This window comes from Streptomyces sp. NPDC002793 (assembly GCF_040295485.1).
GTDB lineage: Bacteria > Actinomycetota > Actinomycetes > Streptomycetales > Streptomycetaceae > Streptomyces.
This window is the reverse complement of the sequence record NZ_JBEOVL010000018.1, coordinates 68,364-87,197: the sequence shown is the minus strand read 5'-3', so window position 1 is coordinate 87,197 and position 18,834 is coordinate 68,364. Positions and strand designations below refer to the sequence as shown.

Sequence of the window (18,834 nt, the reverse complement as noted above, 5' to 3'; positions counted from 1 at the left end):
CGACCCGAAGAGAGCACCACCGTGACGCACCCGTTCCTCGACCTCGCCCCGCTCACCGCCGCGCATTTCGCGGCGATCGAGCGGCGGGTGGCCGGCCTCCTCGCCACCGAGCAGGACGTCGTCATCATGCAGGGCGAGGCGCTGCTGCCCCTCGAAGCCTGCATCCGGGGCGGCGCGCTGCCCGGTTCGACCGCGCTGAACGTCGTCACCGGTCCGTACGGCCAGACCTTCGGCGGCTGGCTGCGTGACTGCGGTGCCGAGGTCGTCGACCTCGCGGTGCCGTTCCACTCGGCGGTCACCGCCGAGCAGGTGGAGCGGGCGCTGGCCGAACACCCCGGGATCGACTTCGTCTCACTCGTCCACGCCGAGGCGGCGACGGGCAACACCAACCCGGTCGCGGAGATCGGCGAGGTGGTCCGGGCGCACGGTGCCCTCTTCATGGTGGACGCGGTGGCATCGGTGGGCGCGGAACCGCTGCTGGTGGACGCCTGGGGCGTGGACCTGTGTGTCATCGGCGCGCAGAAGGCCATGGGCGGTCCGGCCGGGGTGTCCGCGGTGTCGGTGAGCGCGCGGGCGTGGGAGCGGATGGCCGCCAACCCGCAGGCCCCGCGCCAGTCGTACCTGTCACTGCTGGACTGGAAGGCCCGCTGGATCGACGGGGGCCGCAGGGCTCTGCCGCACGCCCCCGCCCAGCTGGAGATGCTGGCGCTCGACGCGTGCCTGGAGCGGATCGAGGCGGACGGCGCGGACAGCGTCATGGCACGGCACGCGAAGGCGGCCGCGGCGACCCGGGCGGGTGCCACGGCGCTCGGAGGTGGCCTGCAGCCGTACGTCCATGACGCCCGTGACGCGGCACCGGTCGCCACGACGCTGCGCGTACCCGCGGAACTCGACGCCGCGGCACTGGTCGGCCGGGCTCTCGCGGCCGACCCGTCGCTGCCGCTGATCGCGGGCGGAGGGGCACTGTCCAGGGAGATGATCCGCGTCAACCACTACGGCGTGGACGCGTCGCGGGGCGCGGTGCTGTCCTCGCTGACCGCCCTGGGTGCGGCCCTGTCCGACGCGGGCCGGGCAACCGATATCACTGCTGCCCGCGAAGCCGTCGCGGAAACGTGGCCGGACAACTGAATTTAATTCCCATCCGATTCGACCGACTGATTCGTCGCACAATCGGATCACAAAGGGGAGCTGCTTTTTCGGAAGCAGCTCCCCACATTCTTCTTCCCCCGTTCCTCATGCCTAAACACCCCAGTTCTCCGCGGATACATCCATGCAATCCGAACAGGTGTCACGAGAGTTACAGATATGTGACCGACCCCACAGCGAGGGCGTTTTGCCCGAAAAATACAGGACATATAGCCCCAAAAATCCTCCTGGTTGAGCCCGGCCCGCGCCCGCGTGATAACACAGCGATGCCGTTCACCCAACCCCTCACGGCGATGCAATTTCGATTTTTGCTGGGTAAATTCAATTCGCATGACCGCCGCACCAGCAGATTTTGCACGTGCCCGAAGCGAATTCCTCAGAATCGACACCCCGCGAGTGGAGGACGGAGCCGCGATCTGGCGCATCGCCCGCGACTCCGAGGTCCTGGACCTCAACTCCTCGTACAGCTACCTGCTGTGGTGCCGTGACTTCGCGGCGACCTCCGTGGTCGCCCGCGACGAGAACGGCGACCCGATCGCCTTCGTGACCGGCTACATCCGCCCCGACCGCCCCCAGACGCTCGTCGTCTGGCAGGTGGCCGTCGACGCGGCTCACCGCGGCAAGGGACTGGCCGCCACACTGCTGGACGCGCTGACCACCCGCGTCGCCTCCGAGCAGGGCCTGGCATCGGTCGAGACGACCGTCACTCCGGACAACACCGCCTCCGACCGGCTCTTCACGTCGTTCGCGCAGCGTCACGACGCGCCACTGGAGCGCGAGGTGCTCTTCGACGGTGCCCTGTTCCCCGAGGGAACGCACCTGCCGGAAGTGCTCTACCGCATCGGTCCGTTCTAGGCCTCCCAGCGCCCCTCCGCGCCCCGCCCGGGCGCGGCTTCCCGGGCATGCCTGACCCGCCGCCCGTCACACCCCCTCGAGCAGGAGATCAGCTGTGACCATCACCCCGCCCGCCCTGAGTGTCTTCGAGACCCTGGAGTCGGAGGTACGGAGCTACTGCCGCGGTTGGCCCGCGGTCTTCGACCGCGCGCAGGGCGCCCGGCTCACCGACGAGGACGGACACTCCTACCTGGACTTCTTCGCCGGTGCCGGGTCCCTCAACTACGGCCACAACAACCCGGTGCTGAAACGCGCGCTGATCGACTACATCGAGCGCGACGGCATCACCCACGGCCTGGACATGGCCACGACGGCCAAACGGGCCTTCCTCGAAACCTTCGAGAACGTGATCCTGCGCCCCCGCGACCTGCCCTACAAGGTGATGTTCCCCGGCCCGACCGGCACGAACGCCGTCGAGGCCGCGCTGAAGCTCGCCCGCAAGGTCAAGGGCCGCGAGTCCGTCGTCTCGTTCACCAACGCCTTCCACGGCATGTCGCTGGGTTCGCTCGCCGTGACCGGCAACGCCTTCAAGCGGGCCGGCGCCGGCATCCCGCTGGTGCACGGCACCCCGATGCCGTTCGACAACTACTTCGACGGGACGGTTCCCGACTTCCTCTGGTTCGAGCGGCTCCTGGAGGACCAGGGTTCCGGCCTGAACAAGCCCGCCGCCGTGATCGTGGAGACCGTGCAGGGTGAGGGCGGAATCAACGTCGCCCGCGCCGAGTGGCTCCGCGCGCTGCAGGAGCTGTGCCACCGGCAGGACATGCTCCTGATCGTCGACGACATCCAGATGGGCTGCGGCCGGACCGGTGGCTTCTTCTCCTTCGAGGAGGCCGGCATCGTCCCGGACATCGTCACGCTGTCGAAGTCCATCAGCGGCTACGGCATGCCGATGTCCCTCTGCCTCTTCAAGGGCGAGCTGGACATCTGGGAGCCGGGCGAGCACAACGGCACGTTCCGTGGCAACAACCCGGCCTTCGTCACCGCCGCCGCCACGCTCGACGCCTACTGGGCCGACGGCCAGATGGAGAAGCAGACCCTCGCCCGCGGCGAGCAGGTGGAGCAGACGATGCTGGCGATCTGCGCCGAGGAGCCGACCGCGCATTTCCGTGGCCGCGGCCTGGTCTGGGGCCTGGAGTTCACCGACCCCGCGCGTGCCTCTGCGGTCTGCGCACGCGCCTTCGAGCTGGGCCTGCTGCTGGAGACCTCCGGCCCCCAGTCCGAGGTCGTGAAGCTGCTCCCGCCGCTGACCATCACCCCCGATGAGCTGGACGAGGGCCTGCGCACGCTGGCCCGGTCCGTCCGCGAGACCGCCTGAGCGGGGCCACTCCCCCGCCCAGGGCACACAGAGCAGGACACAGAAGAGAAAGGCACCATCCCACCGTGATCGTCCGATCTTTCAGTGACATCGAGAACACCGACCGGCACATCAAGTCCGCCTCAGGTACCTGGGAGAGCAAGCGCATCGTGCTCGCCAAGGAGAAGGTGGGCTTCTCGCTCCACGAGACCGTGCTGTACGCGGGCACGGAGACGTCGATGTGGTACGCCAACCACATCGAGGCCGTTCTGTGCACCGAGGGTGAGGCCGAGCTCACCAACGACGAGACCGGCGAGAAGCACTGGATCTCTCCCGGGACGATGTACCTGCTGAACGGGCACGAGCACCACACGCTGCGGCCCAAGACCGACTTCCGCTGCGTATGCGTCTTCAATCCTCCTGTCACCGGACGGGAGGACCATGACGAGAACGGTGTGTACCCGCTGCTGACAGAGGAGGGCTGAACCATGACCACCGATGTACGCGCCGACCTGTACCCCTCGCGCGGCGCCGCCGAGATGACCACTCCCCGCCAGGACCCGGTCATCTGGTCCGCGCCGGGCGCGCCGGGTCCGATCGCCGCGAAGGACCTCCAGTCCTTCGAGCACGACGGCTTCCTCGCCATCGACCAGCTCATCACGCCGGACGAGGTGACGGGCTACCACGCCGAGCTGGACCGGCTGATCGCCGACCCCGCGGTCCGCGCCGACGAGCGCTCGATCATCGAGCCGCAGTCCCAGAGCGTGCGGTCCGTCTTCGAGGTCCACAAGCTCAGCGAGGTCTTCGCGAAGCTGGTGCGGGACGAGCGTGTGGTGGGCCGCGCCCGCCAGATCCTCGGTTCCGACGTGTACGTCCACCAGTCACGGATCAACGTGAAGCCGGGCTTCGGCGCCTCGGGCTTCTACTGGCACTCCGACTTCGAGACCTGGCACGCCGAGGACGGTCTGCCGAACATGCGGACCGTGTCCGTCTCGATCGCGCTGACCGAGAACTACGACACCAACGGCGGGCTGATGATCATGCCCGGCTCGCACAAGTCGTTCCTGGGCTGCGCGGGCGAGACGCCGAAGGACAACTACAAGAAGTCCCTGCAGATGCAGGACGCCGGCACCCCGTCCGACGAGGCGCTGACGAAGATGGCCGACCGGCACGGCATCAAGCTCTTCACGGGCAAGGCCGGTTCGGCGACCTGGTTCGACTGCAACGCGATGCACGGATCGGGCGACAACATCACCCCGTACGCGCGCAGCAACGTCTTCATCGTGTTCAACAGCGTGGAGAACACGGCGCAGGAGCCCTTCGCGGCTCCGATCCGCCGGCCCGACTTCATCGGGGCACGCGACTTCACCCCGGTGAAGTAGGGACGTACGACGATCGGGAGGGGCGGGACGCATCGCGCGTCCCGCCCCTCCGGCGTACCTGGTGTCGGCTCGGAGGGAGATGTGATCAGCGTCATCCTCGCGAACCACACGTGCGGGGGAACCTCCCTATGCCCGAACGCCCTCAGAAAAGACAGATGGACGTGGGGACCATGACCGCGCTCCACGGGTGACAACGGAAGGGACATTCATGAAACTGGCAGTCAGAACCGCGGCATTGGGAGCAGTCCTCGCCGCCACCGCCGTACTGGCGGGTCCGGGATCCGCATCGGCCGCTGACCCCTAAGACGGGGTCGTAGGCTGCTCGGCAGGCAAGGTCTGCCTCTTCGACGGCCACAGCCTCACCGGGAGCGTCGTGCAGCTCGACGCGGTGGACCACCGCAACATCGGCCCGGCGTGGAACGATCGGGCCGGCTCGCTGTGGAACCGCACCGACAAGCACGTGTGCGTGTGGACCGACGAGAACTTCCGCGGCGAGAACTGGATCATCGAGCCGGGTAAGACGCAGGAACTGTACTTCGTCTACGACAACTCGGTGACCAGCATCGAGGTCCATTACGGCTTCGGCTGTGGAGCCTGAGCCTGAGCCGACGGTTTGACCGATCCCGCCGTCCTCCGCTCCCGCTTCGAGCGGAGGACGGCGGGATGTGGTCCACGACCACACTCACGTCACGGTGTTCAAGGGCTCGGGAACAGGATGCGCGGCCTCCAGGTGCAGCCGGAGCCTGACCCGTTCGTCCGTCGCCCTGGACAGGTCGGCCTGCTTGTCGGCCAGCTTCTCGGCGCTCGCGAGCCGGTCGCACTCGTGGCACCCGGGCACGGGCTCCGGGGCCTTCAGGGGGAACGCGGAGACCGGGTCGTCATCCTGGCCGTTCACAGGAAACGTCCTTCGCTTCGGGCGTTGCATCGCGCGTTCTCCGCGCGGAGGCGCTCTATGGGCGTCGCGAGGCGTACGTACGCCGGGTCCACCTCCCACTCGGCACCGCCCTGGGCCGGGCGCAGAGACCAGTGGGGGCCGGCGACTCCTCGGAACTCCCCCACCCTGTCGTCACGGACGGTGTCCACGACGAGGGTGCCGGGGGGCGGGGGGTCCGGGGGCTCCTGCCCACACCGCAGACCACTGGTTCCAGGCATGCGCGACTCCTCTCTGTAGCCATTCCGCTACGGGGAGGCTTCACCGTGCCCTAGAGTCGACACGTCTTCAACTGGTGGAAGTCGAAGGAAGAGTCTGGGGAGGCGTTGTTGAATCGCAAGGAACTCGACCCTGCTGCCTCGGCATCTGCGGCATTCGGAGAACGACTTCGCAGGCTGAGGGAGGCTCGTGGATGGACGCAGGATGAGCTGGCCCGGCAGACGGGCTACTCCGGCACACATGTCTCGGCCGTCGAAACTGACCGCAAACCCCCGACTCTTCGTTTCGCGCAGAGAGCCGACAAGGTTCTCGGCACCGGTGAGACGCTCGAGCAGTTGTGTCGATCCGTGCGGGGCGGTGCCTTGCTGGAGGGGTTCCCGGAGTACGTGGGGTGTGAGGGTCGGGCGACGGAGATCCGTCTGTTCGAGATCGGAATCATCCCGGGACTCCTTCAAACGCCGGCATATGCGGAAGCGTTGGCCGACGGCGAAGTCCAGCGCGGTGCCATCACTGTCGAACAGGCTCAGGAACGGGTGCACACTGTCGCGAAGCGGCAAGCGACTCTTGTCCGCCCCGTATCACCGCTCGTGCTGGCAGTGCTGGATGAAAGCTGTATCCGTCGGCCGATCGGCGATCCAGCCGCTTGGGACGACCAGCTGGCCAGGCTCCTCGACTTCGCCGAGCTGCCGAACACCGTGCTCCAGGTCGCGCCGTACAGCATGGGAGCACGTCGTCCGTTCAATCTCCCTCTCTACGTCCTGACGATGCCGGACCGCTCACTCATGTCTTATGCCGAGTCCGCTCAACGAGGCCAACTCGAGCGGGAAACAACCTTCGTGTTGCCCATATTGACGGCCTACCATCAGCTGCAGGGCGAGTCGATGCCCCAGGCGGCATCCGTAGCCATGATCAACCAGATGCGAAAGGGCACCCTGTGACGACCGAAGCCCCCCGTTGGATCAAGTCCTCCTACAGCTCGAACGGCGGCGCCTGCGTCGAGGTCGCCGACAACTTCGCCGTCCAGCACGGCGTGGTCCCTGTCCGCGACTCCAAGAACCCGGGCGGCCCTGTCCTGGACCTGCCCGTCGCCTCTTTCACCGCCTTCGTGACGGGCGTCAGGTCAGGCGCGTTCGGCTCCGTCTGACCGGCGCCCTTCCGGGCTGCCACGAAGCCGTTGTTAGGCTCCCACTGCCGGTCATGATCGTGGTCGTGCACGCGGTGGAGCAGTGGGGGCATTTGTGCGAGCGATATACAGGACAACGGCGATCACACTGACGTCTCTGCTGGCCGGGGTCGCGCTCGTCGGGTGCGGGGGCGGTGATGACGAGCCCGCGCAGAAGTCGGCCGATGCCATGCTCGACGAGGCCAACACCAGGATGGGCGAGCTGAGATCCCTCACCATCGAGATCACCAACGAGGTCGGCGACGACACGGTGACCTGGCAGATGACGACCGACCTGAAGAACCGGTGCAAGGTGCGGAACACCTTTTCCCGCAGCGGCACCCTGGAACAGATCCGAATCGGCGAGACGGACTACGTCCGCCCGGACACGGACTACTTGGAGGCCTGGAGCGGCAACGACCTCGACGCCGCCAAGCCGAACGTGTGGGCGAAGGTGCCGGTCTCCAGATCGAAGCCGGGTGACGGGCTGTCTCAGTGCACCCGGCCGTTCGAGTCGTTCGGCAAGGCGACGAAGGGCGAGGCGACCCACATCGACGGCCGGGAGGCTCTCGGGCTGAAGGTGACCGACCCGTCGGACAAGGAAGGGGCGTACACCTTCTACGTCGCCACGGAGGGCGAGCCGCATCTGCTGAAGGCCGTGTACAAGGGCGGTGGGGACGGGAAGCAGCTCACCACCACGTCGTTCAGCGATTTCGACGAGCCGCTGGACATCCGGCCGCCGGCGTCGGCAGAGGTGCTCGACATGAGTGACGTCACCGGCTAGCGCCACCCACGCGCCCGCTCACCGGTCAGGCTTGTGGTTCCTGCGGCTTGACCGCGACTTCGCGCAGGCTCTGGTCCGTGCGCTCGGTGCGTGTCTCGGTGCGGTGCCCCCGGGCGATGTAGTCGCGCACGACCGCTTCGACGGCGTCCTGGGGAGATCCGACCCCTGCCAGGACCATCACCTCCACCACCAGTTCGGCGTCCAGACTGATGTTGACCTTGGCCATGGGCGGCCCCCCTTCGTCGGTCCGTGACTTTAACAGCCGTGCGGCGGCGCCCTGTTACCCCCGGAAGTTGCTGGCACAGGGCGACCGGGGAATCAGCGCCGCTACCGGTAGGCCGTGCCCCTGACGTGTCCCGAGCCGAAGACTGCCGGGCCCCGGCAATGCGGCGCGGCCCACCGCGCGCGCATGATGGTGCCTGTTGCGGGAGGGGAGGTGTTCAGTGCAAGCCACCACGGCTCGCAGCGTGGCCCGTGCGCGCGTGGGGACGGGTCTGGCAATGACTGTCCTGCTCCTGCCCTTGGCCGCCTACGCGCCGGCCCGGACGGGGGCAGTACCCGAAGGCACTCCGATCGTGCTCGGCCTGCCGGCCGTGATCGTCGGCTTCGTCCTGCTCCCCGCACTATTCGAGGAGCAGGCACCGTTCCGGCACTCGTCGTCCCGTCTGATAGCGCGCACCCTGACCGGCGAACGGTCCGTCGACCTGAACAGTCTCGCCACGGTGCGGCTCCTGACCACCTTTTCGTACGGTGGCGCATACCGCACCTTGATGGTTCGCGACACCCATGGCGTGCGCCTGGGAGTCACCACCGAGAGAAGCCGCAGGAAGCTACACCGGGCGATCGAGAAGGCGGACGCGTACACCACGCAGGGTGCTGCGGGGCCCCGGGTCAGTCGAGCGGCCCGGGCACATCTGGCCCCTGCCCCGGGCGGAAGGCTCGTCGTCCACACGGTTCTCGCGTTTCTGGCACTGACGGTATCCGTGAGCCTGTACGTCGCTGTCGTGCTCAGACTCGGAGGGCAGTGAACGCCTGCGCGCGGCAGCCGTCCCGCCGGTCGCTCAACGTGAACACCCCATCTGCACCATGCCAGTCAGCCGGCCGTCGCGCTCCTGCTCAGGCGCTCAACTTGGCTTCCCCGGGCGGAGGTTCGCGCTCGGCGTCGGCTCCGTCCCGCGCGCCGCTCAGGCGTCGGAGACCGGGGGTCAGGGCCAGGGTGACCGCCGCGGAGGCGGCGGCCATCACGGTCATGGCCGTCGCGGGTGAGGTGAGCTGCGCGATGCCGCCGGCGACCGCCGAGGCGAGGCCCTGCATGGTGAACATGCCTGAGTGGTGCAGCCCGAAGGCGTGCCCCCTCAGCTCCCCCGGGACCAGGGCCATCAGGCGTTCCTGGAGCAGCAGGCTGGCGGAGAAGCCGACCGACCCCAGGGCCACGGCGGCGAGCGCCACAGGCAGTGACGGGTGCAGGAAGAAGATCAGATACGGGGCGGCCAGCAGCAGGAGCAGGGGTGGCGCCCCGAGTCCGTCACGCCGGTTACGGGGCAGGATGCGGCCGGTCAGGGTGTCGCCCGCCAGCATGCCGAGCGCGGCGAAGGCGAAGAGGAACCCCGCGTGCCGGGGTGCGTAGGGGACGAAGAGCGACTCGCAGCCGACGACGAGTCCGTTCGGCACCCACAGGGCGAGATAGATGCGGCGCCGCGGCCCCGACGCCCACAGGCGCGCGTTGGTCCGCCAGGTCTCGCGCGCGGACGGGCGGCCCTGTGCGCGCGGCGGCCTGCCCGCGAGGCCGATGCGGGCGACGGCCGCGGAGACGAGGAAGAGGGCGGCGCCGGTGAGCAGGGCGCCGCGCGGCGCCAGGACGTGGACGAGTACGCCGCCGAGTGCGTATCCGCCGATCTGCAGGGTCCCCGCGCACATGTTGAGCACCGAACGGCCGAGCACGTAGCCCTCCGTGGGAAGGATCTCGGTGAGCAGTCCGAGGCGCACTCCACCGCCGACCGAGCCGAGCATGCCCTGCACCGACAAGATCACGAAGAGCGTGCCCATGGACAGTCCGGGCAGGGCCAGAACAGTGGTGACCAGGGCGAAGAAGAGCGCCAGGCCGACGGTCGCGGTGCGCGGGGGCAGGCGGTCCACCGCCGACAGCAGGACACTCGCGCCGATCATCTGCATCACCGACGGGCCGAACATGCTGAGGGCGGCGAGGAGCGGCGAGCCGGTCGCACCGTAGACGAGCGTCCCCACGGCGGTCCCGCTCACCGTCTGGGCAGCCACGTGTGAGGCGAAGGAAGCGAACAGCGGGGTGAACTCCGGGGTCCTGAAGACCTCCTGGTACGTGCGCATGGTCGCAGTGTCGGCAGGCCGCCGGACGCGACGGTAATGTTTCGCGGGGAGGCGAAACCGTTGGGCTGGTGGGAAGTCAACGCGGACACGCTCGCGAGCAGCCGGTTCGTCGTGTCGCCCCTCTGCGAGACGACGGCGAGCCTGATGGTCCTGGAGGGGAACTCGCCCGCGCACCCGGCCGAGCGCCGCTGGCTGGACAGCCACGGCCCCGCCTACCGGGAGCGGCTGGCCGCCGATCCGGTGACCGCTCTGCTGGTGCCCGTCGCGCTCGGCAGGCACCGGTGGACCGCCGACTTCCTGACGCCGGTGCCGTCCCGCGAGGTCGAGGCACCGGATGGTGGGGAGTTCTACGCCGAGCTCGAACAAATCCGTGAGACACCGGACGGCACCGCGCGCACCGACCTGGAGACCGCTCACCGTGGACCGCTGCCGGGTCCGCTGCTCGGCCCCGGCCTGCCGGATCGCCTCGCCGATCTGCTGGAGTGGGTGTGGCGGGAGACCGTGGCGCCCGACTGGCTGCGGCGGCGACGCGTCATGGAGGCCGATGTGGTCGCTCGTACGGGCCGTCTGAGCCGGTCGGGCTGGGCGGCGGCGTTGGACGACATCCATCCGGAGATGAGGTGGCTGGGCGGCAACCGGCTGCAGGTCAACGCCCGCGACCTGCCGCCCCGGCGGCTGGCGGGAGCGCAGCTGCTGTTCGTGCCGGTCACTCCGGGCAAGGGCTGGATCTCCACGGACCGGGCCGGATCCCGCGGCACGGTGCTCCGCAACGCGGTGGTGTACCCGTGCTCGGGCTCACTCGCGGGGGCGGAGCGTGCGGCTGCTCCCGAGGCGTTGGCCAGGCTGCTCGGTGCCGGACGGGCGAGCGTCCTGATGCTCCTGGACAGCCCGATGAGCACCACTCACCTGGTGGCGCTGACGGGCCAGGGGCTGGGCTCGGTGGGCCGTCACCTCAAGGTGCTCCTGGATGCCGGGCTGGTAGGCCGCCGCCGCGCGGGACGGTCCGTGCTCTACGACCGCTCGGCGGTCGGCGACGCGCTGGTGCGGGTACAGGACCGCTGAAGGCGGCGGTTCCGGGGTCGCCGTACGGTGCCGGCCACCGATCGGCGGCCCGCCGGGACTTGGCCGTTATCGTGACAGCCTCAGAACACATGAGTCATTTCCCAGGCACGGGCGCCGGGTGACAGAGGCGCAGGGCGAGGAGCGCGAAGTGTGGGACGGCACGGGGACCGACGAGCCCGGACGGTTGGTCGCGGGGCGGTACCGCCTCGTGGAGCGGATCGGCCGCGGCGGCATGGGGACCGTCTGGCGGGCCGAGGACGAGGTGCTCGGCCGGCACGTCGCGGTCAAGAAGCTCCATCTGCCGCCGCATCTTCCGGACTTCGAGCGTGCCAGGCTCTTCGAGCGCACCCGGCGCGAGGCACGGAGCGCCGCGCGCATCGCTCACCCCAACGTCGTGGTGGTGCACGACGTGGTGGACGACGAGGGGCTCCCCTGCATCGTCATGGAGCACGTCCGCGCACCCGCGCTCGACGAGGTCCTGAGGAGGAACGGGCCGTTGCCGGCCCCCGAGGCGGCCGGAATCGGCGTCGGGATGGTCGCGGCGCTGCGGGCGGCACACGACGCGGGGGTCCTCCATCGCGATGTGAAGCCCGGCAACGTGCTCCTCGGCGCCGCAGGGCGCGTGGTCCTGACCGACTTCGGTATCGCCGTCACCGCAGACACCTCCACGCTCACCCGCACCGGCGAACTGGTCGGTTCCATGGACTTCCTCCCCCCGGAACGCCTTCGGGGCGAGGACCCGGGCCCCGCGTCCGACCTGTGGGCCCTGGGCGCGACCCTCTACCAGACCGTGCAGGGCCGTCCGCCGTTCCGCCGGGGCACCCCCTTCGAGACCGCGTACGCCATCGCCTTCGACACCCTCGAACCGCCGTCCGGTGCACAGGAGCTGGCCCCGCTCATCGAGGAGCTGCTCGCCAAGGATCCGGCGGACCGGCCCTCGGCGCCTGAAGTGGAGCGGCGGCTACGGGAGTTGACGCACACCACACGTGTGCAGGCCGTACGGCGCCCCGGCCCCGCGGGCACGGCGCCGACGGCGTCCGTGGCAGGCGGAGTGGGCGCTCCCCCGGCCGGCGCGCCCGGGACCGGTAGGGGTCGTGGACGGCGCGTGGCCCTGTGGGCGGCTGTCGCCACGGTCGTGGCGGCTCTGGCGGTGGGCGGCACCCACCTCGCGCTGCGGGAGAGAGACGCGGGCCTCGACTCGGCCCACCAGGGCGCCGTCGAGCCGTCCATGAGCGCCGCGTCCCCCACGGCCCGGCCGGCGCCCGTGCCGCAGGGCTACCACATGGTGCGGGAGGAGGAGTTCGGTGTCTCCTTCCCCGTTCCCGACGGCTGGACGCGCAAGGACCTCCCGGAGGACAACGAGGGTGTCGCCTACATCGACCCGGCCGGACTGGTGAGCCTGCGCGTCGCCGCCCTCGACTTCGCGAGCACCGACCCCCTGCAGCGCTGGAAGGACGACGAGGCCAGGTCGCTCCGGGACGGGAAGCTGCCCGGCTACCGTCAGATACGGATGCAGGGCACGGCCTACCGGGGCATGCCGGCCGCGATCTGGGAGTTCACCTGGCAGGGCCGCGCCCGTCAGTTCCGCGCCCAGGACCTCGGGTTCGGCAAGCCCGGCAGGACGGAGTACGCGATCTACCTCTCGGCACCGAGCGCGGACTGGGAACGCCAGAAGGTGGTGTTCGCCCAGGTACGCAAGGGGTTCCGGATCGACGCGGACGCACCCTGAGGGGCTGTGAGGCCCTTACGAATCCCGCATGTCGATGACGTACTTCCCACGGACCCCGCCCGCTTCGAGCCTTCTGTGGGCTTGCGCGATGCCGGACATCGGGAAGACCGTGTCGATCACGGGCCGGATACCGCCCGCCTCGACGGACCGGGTGAGTTCGGCGATCCGGTCGGCTGACGGATCATTGCTGAAGACCTTGATCCGCCGGGGGGACGCGGCGGCCCGCAGTCCCATGCCGACCACGGAGGCGATGATGCGGTCCGGGTCGAACGCGAGGGCGACCATCCGCCCCCGTCGCGTCAGCAGCTTCCGGTAGGTGCCGAGGTCGGTGCCCACCACGTCGACGATGACGTCGAAACGCCCGAGCTCTTCCGGCCGGGTCGTGCGGTAGTCCAGGGCGACGTCCGCGCCGAGTTCCGCGATCCAGTCGAGGTTGCGCGCTCCGGCGAGGGCGGTGACGTGCGCGCCGAGGGACTTGCCCAGTTGCACCACGATGCTGCCGACCCCTCCGGTGGCGCCGCGGACCAGGAGCCGCTCACCCGGGGCGAGATGTGCCTTGTCCGTCAGAGCGGTCATGGCGGTGGTGCCCGAACTCGGAAGGGCTGCGGCTTCGAGGAGTTCCAGGTTGCCCGGTGCTCGGGCGAGGCGCTGCTCGGGCACGGTGACGTAGTCGGCGATGGCGCCGAAGGTGAAGTGCGGCATGAGCCCCCACACCGCGTCTCCGGCCTGCCAGGCGTGCACACCGGAGCCCACCGCCGTGACGCGTCCGGTGAAGTCGTTGCCCGTGCCGCGGGGGAAGCCGGCCCGGGTGATCCTGCGCATCTTGCCCGCCCGGAAGGCGCCCTCCCCCGCGTCCACGCTCGCGGCGTGTATCTCGACGAGCACCTCTCCCGGCCCGGGGTCGGGCGTGGGCACCTCGACGATGCGCAGCACTTCGGGCGGGCCAAAACGGTCGTACTGAACGGCACGCATGATCTCTCCTGAGAGTCCACGGTAAACGGGGTGGCACCCCATTTGCTGTCGACTACACTAACCGGAGGGCCACCCCGATTGGCAAAACAGGAGGTCACCGTGGACGGAAGCCCAGCTCGACGGCCCCTTCGCGCAGACGCCCGGCGTAATTACGAACGCATCGTGACCACCGCCCAGGAGGCATTCGCGACGGAAGGGGCCGGCGCCTCCCTGGAGGAGATCGCCCGCCGGGCCGGGGTAGGCTCGGCCACCCTGCACCGGCATTTCCCTTCCCGGCGGTCTCTGCTGGAGGCCGTCTTCCACGACCGCGTCGAAGCCCTCTGCGTCAAGGCCCGGGAGCGCGCCCAGGAGAACGCGCCCGGCGCCGCCCTCTTCGCCTGGCTGCGGGACTTCAACACCTACGCGGCGGCCAGCCGAGGGCTGACGGCCTCGTTGCTGCATGACGGCCGGGACACCGACCTGCTGGAGACCTCCGACGGCTGCGTCGTGATGATCACGACCGCGGTCGGCGAACTCCTGCACCGGGCACAGCAGGCGAACGCCGTGCGCCCCGGCATCCACGCCGAGGACCTGCTCACGCTCGTCAACGCCATCTCGCTCGCCACCGAGCACCACCCCGACGAGGAGCTGGCAGGCCGGCTGCTGGACATCGCGGTCGACGGCATGCGCCCGCACCGGCACGAGGGCGGCGAGTAGCCCATCAACCCGTTGGACCCCGGCGCGGGTCGGCATGGACAGTGGCGTCCATGACTTCGCTCGTACGACACATCACCATCGACTGCGCCGACGCCTACGAACTGGCCCTGTTCTGGGCCGAGGTGCTCGGTTCGTCCGTCTCCGACGACGACGCGCCCGGCGATCCCGAGGCGCTCGTGGAGGCATCGGGGGCCGCCCTGCTCTTCGTGACCGTCCCGGAATCCAAGGGCATCAAGAACCGCGTCCACCTCGATGTCCGCCCCGAGGACCGCACCCGCGACGAGGAGGTCGAGCGGCTGCTCGCCCTCGGTGCCACGCTGGTCGCCGACCACCGCAAGCCGAGCGGACGGGGCTGGGCGACCCTGGCGGATCCGGAGGGCAACGAGTTCTGCGTGGAGTGCGGCGCCGCCGAGCGTGCGGCACTGGACGGGACCCGGCTGCCGGTCACCGCCGACGACGTGACGCTGGCGGTGCGGCTCGCGGCCGACGCCCTCGCGCAGTCCCCGGCCGACGACTGGCATGTCCCGGCGGGGTCCTTGACGTGGGACTGCTGGGAGACCGTCGAGCATCTGAGCGACGACCTCTTCGCGTACGCCGTCCAGCTCGGCCCGCGCAAGCCCCCGCTGGAGCACGACGTTCCCTACCGCTGGGCACCGGAGCGCGAGGGCGGCCCCTGGAACGCGATCTTCGCGGACCCGGAGGCGGGGACCGCCGGGCTGCTCCAGACACTGGAGGCGAGCGGCGCGCTCCTGACCGCGATGGTGCGGACGGCCTCTCCAGCCCTGCGTTCCTACCACTCGCACGGCGTCTCCGACCCGGAGGGCTTCGCCGCGATGGGCATCGTGGAGACCCTGGTGCACACCCACGATGTCGCCGCCGGGCTGTCGTTCTCCTTCACCCCGCCCCGGGGCCTCTGCGACCGGGTGCTGGCCCGGCTCTTCCCGGACGCACCGGACGACGCCGACCGGTGGACCGTGCTGCTCTGGTCCACCGGCCGCGCGGACCTGCCGGGCCGTGACCGGGTCACCTCGTGGAAGTGGCACGGCGCGCCGCTGGACCGGTGAGCCGATACGGAACCGGCCACGTCGTGGCCGGTTGTCCCGCCCGGGAACGTCCGGGCGGGGCACGCGGGTAGCGTCACGGCCATGGAACAGCCGACCAGCCCCGACCTCACCGATCAGGCACCGGCAGACCCCGCCGCGACCGACGAGCTGCTGGCCACACAGCCCGTCGGTTACTGGAGCGGCCTGGCCCACGCGGCCGTCACCCGCCATCTGCGGGACGCCATGGCCCGGATCGACGTCACGCAGCCGCAGTACTGGGTGCTCAACCGGGTGCACGGCGGGCCCGCGGCGTCCCGCGAGGAGGTCGTCACCCAGCTCACTCCTCTCACCGACGGGCCGCACGACATCGCCAGGGTCATCGACCAACTGCTCCACCGCGGCTGGCTCAGGAGCGGGGACGGACAGCGGTTGTACCTGACCGACGACGGGGAGGCCGCCCGGGTGCGGCTGCGTGAGCTGGCGACCGACGTCCGCGCCGAGGTCCACCGGGGCATCAGCGACGCGGAGTACGTGGCCGCGCTCAAGGTGCTCCGGACGATGGTGGCCAACATCGAGCGGATTCCCCCCGCGCCCGCCGCTTCCTGATGCCGGTGGCACGGCGCGCGCGGCGCCGTCAGGTGGAGCCGCTGGGTTCGCCTCCCGTCTCCGTACCGCGCTGGACGACTTCGATGCCGGCCCGGGCGCAGCACGCCGGCCGCCACGCCGATGGCAGGGGAGCCGGCGCGAAGAGACGCCTCTCAGGGACATGTGGCGCAGCCACCAGAGGTGGCGGAGGATCGTGCCGCGCATCCAGCGCATCTGCTGGCGCAGGTAGTGGGAGGAACGTTCGGGGGCGAGGGTGAGGACGAGCGACGAGGGCTGGTGGACGGTGTCTCCGGCGAGCAGTGAGGAGAGATGAGCATGGAGTCGTCGTTCATCTGCAGACGGGACCTCAGCCGTCGAGCCGCACGACGCGGACCCCGCCCGCAGGTACGGCGAGCCTGTCCACGACGGGCTCACCGGTGAGGAGTTCGGTGCCGGGGGCGCCCGGTGCCACTGCGGCGTCGGCGTCGCTGTGGTTGATCACGAAGAGGTAGCTTCCGGTCTCCCCCGTGCGGCGTACGACCTCGACGTCGTACGGCAGGTCCGTGCGCGGTTCGATGCGGGCGTCGGCGGCGGCGCGGTCCAGGACGGCGTCCAGGTCGGGGCCGGAGAGCCGGGTGGAGAGGTACCAGGCGGTGCCCTCGCCGAGCTGGTTGCGGGTGACGGCGGGTCGGCCCGCCGGGATGCCGTCGGCGTACGACCAGACGGTCTCGGCACCGCGCGGGATCACGATGTCCGACCAGAGGTCACCGGTCAGATCCGCGCCCTCGGTGGCGCCCTCGGGGGTGATCAGGCGGACGGTGTCCCCCTCGCCGAGCGGGGAGAACTCCTCGACGGTCAGGCCGAGTACGTCGCGGAGCGCGCCCGGGTAGGCGCCGGGGTGCACCGCGTCGTCGGCGTCGACGATGCCGGAGAAGTACGAGACGACGAGGGTGCCGCCGTTCTCGACGTACCGGCGCAGGTTGCGGCCCGTCTCCTCGGTGGCGAGGTAGAGGGCGGGGACGACGACCAGGGGGTACGCGGACAGGTCGGCGTCGGGGTGGGCGAAGTCGACGGTGAGGTGGCGGTCGTAGAGCGAGGCGTAGAAGGTGTCGGCGCGCTCGCGGGCGTCGTGGTCCTCGCTCGGGCGCCACTCCAGGCCCTGGGCCCACCAGGACTCCCAGTCCCAGAGCATCGCCACGTCGGCGACGGTCCGGGTGGAGCGGATGCCCTCCAGCCGGCCGAGTCCGGCGCCGAGCGCGCTCACCTCACGCCAGATCCGGGAGTCGGTGCCGGCGTGCGGGACCATCGCGGAGTGGAACTTCTCGGCGCCGCGCCGGGACTGCCGCCACTGGAAGAACATCGCGCCCTCGGAGCCCCGGGCGACGTGGGCGAGGCTGTTGCGGGCCATCTCGCCGGGGCGCTTGGCGGGGTTACGGGGCTGCCAGTTGATTCCGCCGGTGGAGTGTTCGAGCAGCAGCCAGGGGGCGCCGCCCGCGACCGAGCGGGTGAGGTCGGCGGCCATGGCGAGGTTGACGTGGGTACGGCGGCCGTCGGTGATCAGGTAGTGGTCGTTGGTGACGAGGTCGACCTCACGGCCCCAGGCCCAGTAGTCGACCGAGCCGCACTGGCTGAGAGCGGTCATGAAGTTGGTGGTGACCGGGATGCCGGGAGCGAGCCGGTGCAGGATGTCGCGTTCGGCGGTGAAGTTCTCGCGCATGGTGGCGTCGGCGAAGCGGGCGTAGTCCAGCTGCTGGGACGGGTTGCCGACGGTGGGCGTGGTGCGGGGTGGGTCGATGTCGTCGAGGGTGCGGTAGCGCTGTCCCCAGAAGGCGGTGCCCCACGCCTCGTTGACCCCGTCGACCGAGCCGTGCCGGGCCTGGAGCCAGCGGCGGAAGTGGGCGGCGCAGCTGTCGCAGTAGCAGGCGCTGACGGGGACGCCGTACTCGTTGTGGACGTGCCACATCGCGAGGGCGGGGTGCTCGGCGTAGCGGAGGGCGAGCCGCTCGGTGATGTTCGCCGCGGCCGCACGGTAGGGGGCCGAGCTGTGGCAGATCGCGCCGCGCGACCCGAAGGCGAGGCGCACCCCGTCGCGGCTGAGCGGGAGGGCCTCGGGATGGGCGCGGTAGAACCAGGCGGGCGGGGCGACGGTGGGGGTGCCGAGGTCGGCGCGGACGCCGTTGACGTGCAGCAGGTCCAGGAGGCGGTCGAGCCAGCCGAAGTCGTAGGTGCCCGGCTCGGGTTCCAGCAGCGCCCAGGAGAAGATCCCGACGCTGACCATGGTCACGCCTGCTTCCCGCATCAGGCGTACGTCCTCGTGCCAGACCTCTTCGGGCCACTGCTCGGGGTTGTAGTCACCGCCGAAGGCCAGCTTGCGCAGGCCGGCCGGGTAGGCGGCTGATTCTGGGTGCGGCATGGACAGCTCCTGGCTCTCTTGGAGAAACTTCTGGGAACGTGCACACACACGCTGGGCGGCGCAGAGCCAACGTAACCGCGCAACGACAACCTTTGACAAGGGTCGGTTTCATTTCTCCACTGTGAACGCTCACAGCGCTCTTCCGGCCGGTCCGTCGATGCGTCCCGCACCGCGCT

20 protein-coding genes and 1 pseudogene are annotated in these 18,834 nt (G+C 70.1%); 15 read left to right on the top strand and 6 right to left on the bottom strand.

Annotation, left to right across the window (positions count from 1 at the left end):
• The first annotated feature begins 21 nt into the window (after nucleotides 1-21).
• The 6 genes and pseudogenes from ABT001_RS19545 to ABT001_RS19520 form a co-directional block, all read left to right on the top strand.
• Nucleotides 22-1,128 carry a pyridoxal-phosphate-dependent aminotransferase family protein gene (locus tag ABT001_RS19545; protein WP_351278898.1) on the top strand — a complete coding sequence of 369 codons (1,107 nt, stop codon included), beginning with the start codon at nucleotides 22-24 and terminating at the stop codon, nucleotides 1,126-1,128.
• A gap of 348 nt (nucleotides 1,129-1,476) precedes the next feature.
• A complete protein-coding gene (gene ectA / locus ABT001_RS19540; protein WP_351278896.1) occupies nucleotides 1,477-2,001 on the top strand; it encodes a diaminobutyrate acetyltransferase in 525 nt (174 codons plus the stop codon).
• A 94-nt stretch (nucleotides 2,002-2,095) separates the two neighbouring features.
• The gene (gene ectB, locus ABT001_RS19535) at nucleotides 2,096-3,358 is read left to right on the top strand and encodes a diaminobutyrate--2-oxoglutarate transaminase (RefSeq protein ID WP_351278893.1); all 1,263 of its coding nucleotides are present in this window, start codon (nucleotides 2,096-2,098) and stop codon (nucleotides 3,356-3,358) included.
• Nucleotides 3,359-3,423: 65 nt separating this feature from the next.
• On the top strand, nucleotides 3,424-3,822 hold the full coding sequence (locus tag ABT001_RS19530) for an ectoine synthase (protein WP_099176037.1): 399 nt from the start codon (nucleotides 3,424-3,426) through the stop codon (nucleotides 3,820-3,822).
• A gap of 3 nt (nucleotides 3,823-3,825) precedes the next feature.
• Nucleotides 3,826-4,719: an ectoine hydroxylase gene (gene thpD / locus ABT001_RS19525; protein ID WP_351278889.1), complete on the top strand. Its 894-nt coding sequence runs from the start codon at nucleotides 3,826-3,828 to the stop codon at nucleotides 4,717-4,719.
• Between the two features lie 331 nt (nucleotides 4,720-5,050).
• Nucleotides 5,051-5,317 (top strand): annotated as a pseudogene (locus tag ABT001_RS19520) (peptidase inhibitor family I36 protein); the annotation flags it as partial.
• A gap of 84 nt (nucleotides 5,318-5,401) precedes the next feature.
• Here the strand turns inward: ABT001_RS19520 and ABT001_RS19515 are convergent.
• The gene (locus ABT001_RS19515) at nucleotides 5,402-5,614 is read right to left on the bottom strand and encodes a hypothetical protein (protein ID WP_351278886.1); all 213 of its coding nucleotides are present in this window, start codon (nucleotides 5,612-5,614) and stop codon (nucleotides 5,402-5,404) included.
• Nucleotides 5,611-5,871: a hypothetical protein gene (locus tag ABT001_RS19510; RefSeq protein WP_351278884.1), complete on the bottom strand. Its 261-nt coding sequence runs from the start codon at nucleotides 5,869-5,871 to the stop codon at nucleotides 5,611-5,613. Before ABT001_RS19510 ends, ABT001_RS19515 begins: the two co-directional genes overlap by 4 nt.
• Nucleotides 5,872-5,976: 105 nt before the next feature.
• On the opposite strand from ABT001_RS19510, the gene ABT001_RS19505 reads away from it, so the two are divergent.
• From ABT001_RS19505 to ABT001_RS19495, 3 genes are all read left to right on the top strand, one after another.
• Nucleotides 5,977-6,807: a helix-turn-helix domain-containing protein gene (locus ABT001_RS19505; protein ID WP_351278882.1), complete on the top strand. Its 831-nt coding sequence runs from the start codon at nucleotides 5,977-5,979 to the stop codon at nucleotides 6,805-6,807.
• Complete coding sequence (locus tag ABT001_RS19500) at nucleotides 6,804-7,013, top strand: DUF397 domain-containing protein (protein ID WP_351278880.1); 210 nt, start codon at nucleotides 6,804-6,806, stop codon at nucleotides 7,011-7,013. Before ABT001_RS19505 ends, ABT001_RS19500 begins: the two co-directional genes overlap by 4 nt.
• Nucleotides 7,014-7,107: 94 nt before the next feature.
• On the top strand, nucleotides 7,108-7,815 hold the full coding sequence (locus ABT001_RS19495) for a hypothetical protein (protein WP_351278878.1): 708 nt from the start codon (nucleotides 7,108-7,110) through the stop codon (nucleotides 7,813-7,815).
• A gap of 25 nt (nucleotides 7,816-7,840) precedes the next feature.
• On the opposite strand, the gene ABT001_RS19490 is transcribed toward ABT001_RS19495, so the two are convergent.
• Nucleotides 7,841-8,041 carry a type II toxin-antitoxin system VapB family antitoxin gene (locus ABT001_RS19490; RefSeq protein WP_351278875.1) on the bottom strand — a complete coding sequence of 67 codons (201 nt, stop codon included), beginning with the start codon at nucleotides 8,039-8,041 and terminating at the stop codon, nucleotides 7,841-7,843.
• Between the two features lie 274 nt (nucleotides 8,042-8,315).
• Between ABT001_RS19490 and ABT001_RS19485 the strand changes: the two genes are divergently transcribed.
• Nucleotides 8,316-8,843 carry a hypothetical protein gene (locus ABT001_RS19485; RefSeq protein ID WP_351278873.1) on the top strand — a complete coding sequence of 176 codons (528 nt, stop codon included), beginning with the start codon at nucleotides 8,316-8,318 and terminating at the stop codon, nucleotides 8,841-8,843.
• Nucleotides 8,844-8,931: 88 nt separating this feature from the next.
• Here the strand turns inward: ABT001_RS19485 and ABT001_RS19480 are convergent, their stop codons facing one another.
• On the bottom strand, nucleotides 8,932-10,158 hold the full coding sequence (locus ABT001_RS19480; protein WP_351278870.1) for an MFS transporter: 1,227 nt from the start codon (nucleotides 10,156-10,158) through the stop codon (nucleotides 8,932-8,934).
• A 60-nt stretch (nucleotides 10,159-10,218) separates the two neighbouring features.
• Between ABT001_RS19480 and ABT001_RS19475 the strand changes: the two genes are divergently transcribed.
• Nucleotides 10,219-11,220 carry an ArsR/SmtB family transcription factor gene (locus tag ABT001_RS19475; protein ID WP_351278867.1) on the top strand — a complete coding sequence of 334 codons (1,002 nt, stop codon included), beginning with the start codon at nucleotides 10,219-10,221 and terminating at the stop codon, nucleotides 11,218-11,220.
• 118 nt (nucleotides 11,221-11,338) lie between these two features.
• Nucleotides 11,339-12,949: a serine/threonine-protein kinase gene (locus tag ABT001_RS19470; protein ID WP_351278864.1), complete on the top strand. Its 1,611-nt coding sequence runs from the start codon at nucleotides 11,339-11,341 to the stop codon at nucleotides 12,947-12,949.
• Between the two features lie 15 nt (nucleotides 12,950-12,964).
• Here ABT001_RS19470 and ABT001_RS19465 read toward each other — a convergent pair whose 3' ends face one another.
• Nucleotides 12,965-13,921: an NAD(P)-dependent alcohol dehydrogenase gene (locus tag ABT001_RS19465; protein ID WP_351278861.1), complete on the bottom strand. Its 957-nt coding sequence runs from the start codon at nucleotides 13,919-13,921 to the stop codon at nucleotides 12,965-12,967.
• Nucleotides 13,922-14,083: 162 nt separating this feature from the next.
• Between ABT001_RS19465 and ABT001_RS19460 the strand changes: the two genes are divergently transcribed.
• The 3 genes from ABT001_RS19460 to ABT001_RS19450 all read left to right on the top strand — a co-directional run bounded on the left by ABT001_RS19460 (nucleotide 14,084) and on the right by ABT001_RS19450 (nucleotide 16,266).
• On the top strand, nucleotides 14,084-14,617 hold the full coding sequence (locus ABT001_RS19460; RefSeq protein ID WP_351278859.1) for a TetR/AcrR family transcriptional regulator: 534 nt from the start codon (nucleotides 14,084-14,086) through the stop codon (nucleotides 14,615-14,617).
• A gap of 50 nt (nucleotides 14,618-14,667) precedes the next feature.
• The gene (locus ABT001_RS19455; protein WP_351278856.1) at nucleotides 14,668-15,681 is read left to right on the top strand and encodes a VOC family protein; all 1,014 of its coding nucleotides are present in this window, start codon (nucleotides 14,668-14,670) and stop codon (nucleotides 15,679-15,681) included.
• An 81-nt stretch (nucleotides 15,682-15,762) separates the two neighbouring features.
• Complete coding sequence (locus ABT001_RS19450) at nucleotides 15,763-16,266, top strand: MarR family winged helix-turn-helix transcriptional regulator (protein ID WP_351278853.1); 504 nt, start codon at nucleotides 15,763-15,765, stop codon at nucleotides 16,264-16,266.
• A 346-nt stretch (nucleotides 16,267-16,612) separates the two neighbouring features.
• On the opposite strand, the gene ABT001_RS19445 is transcribed toward ABT001_RS19450, so the two are convergent.
• Nucleotides 16,613-18,658 (bottom strand): beta-galactosidase, encoded by a 2,046-nt coding sequence (locus tag ABT001_RS19445; protein ID WP_351278850.1) that lies wholly within the window; start codon nucleotides 18,656-18,658, stop codon nucleotides 16,613-16,615.
• Between the last annotated feature and the right edge of the window lie 176 nt (nucleotides 18,659-18,834).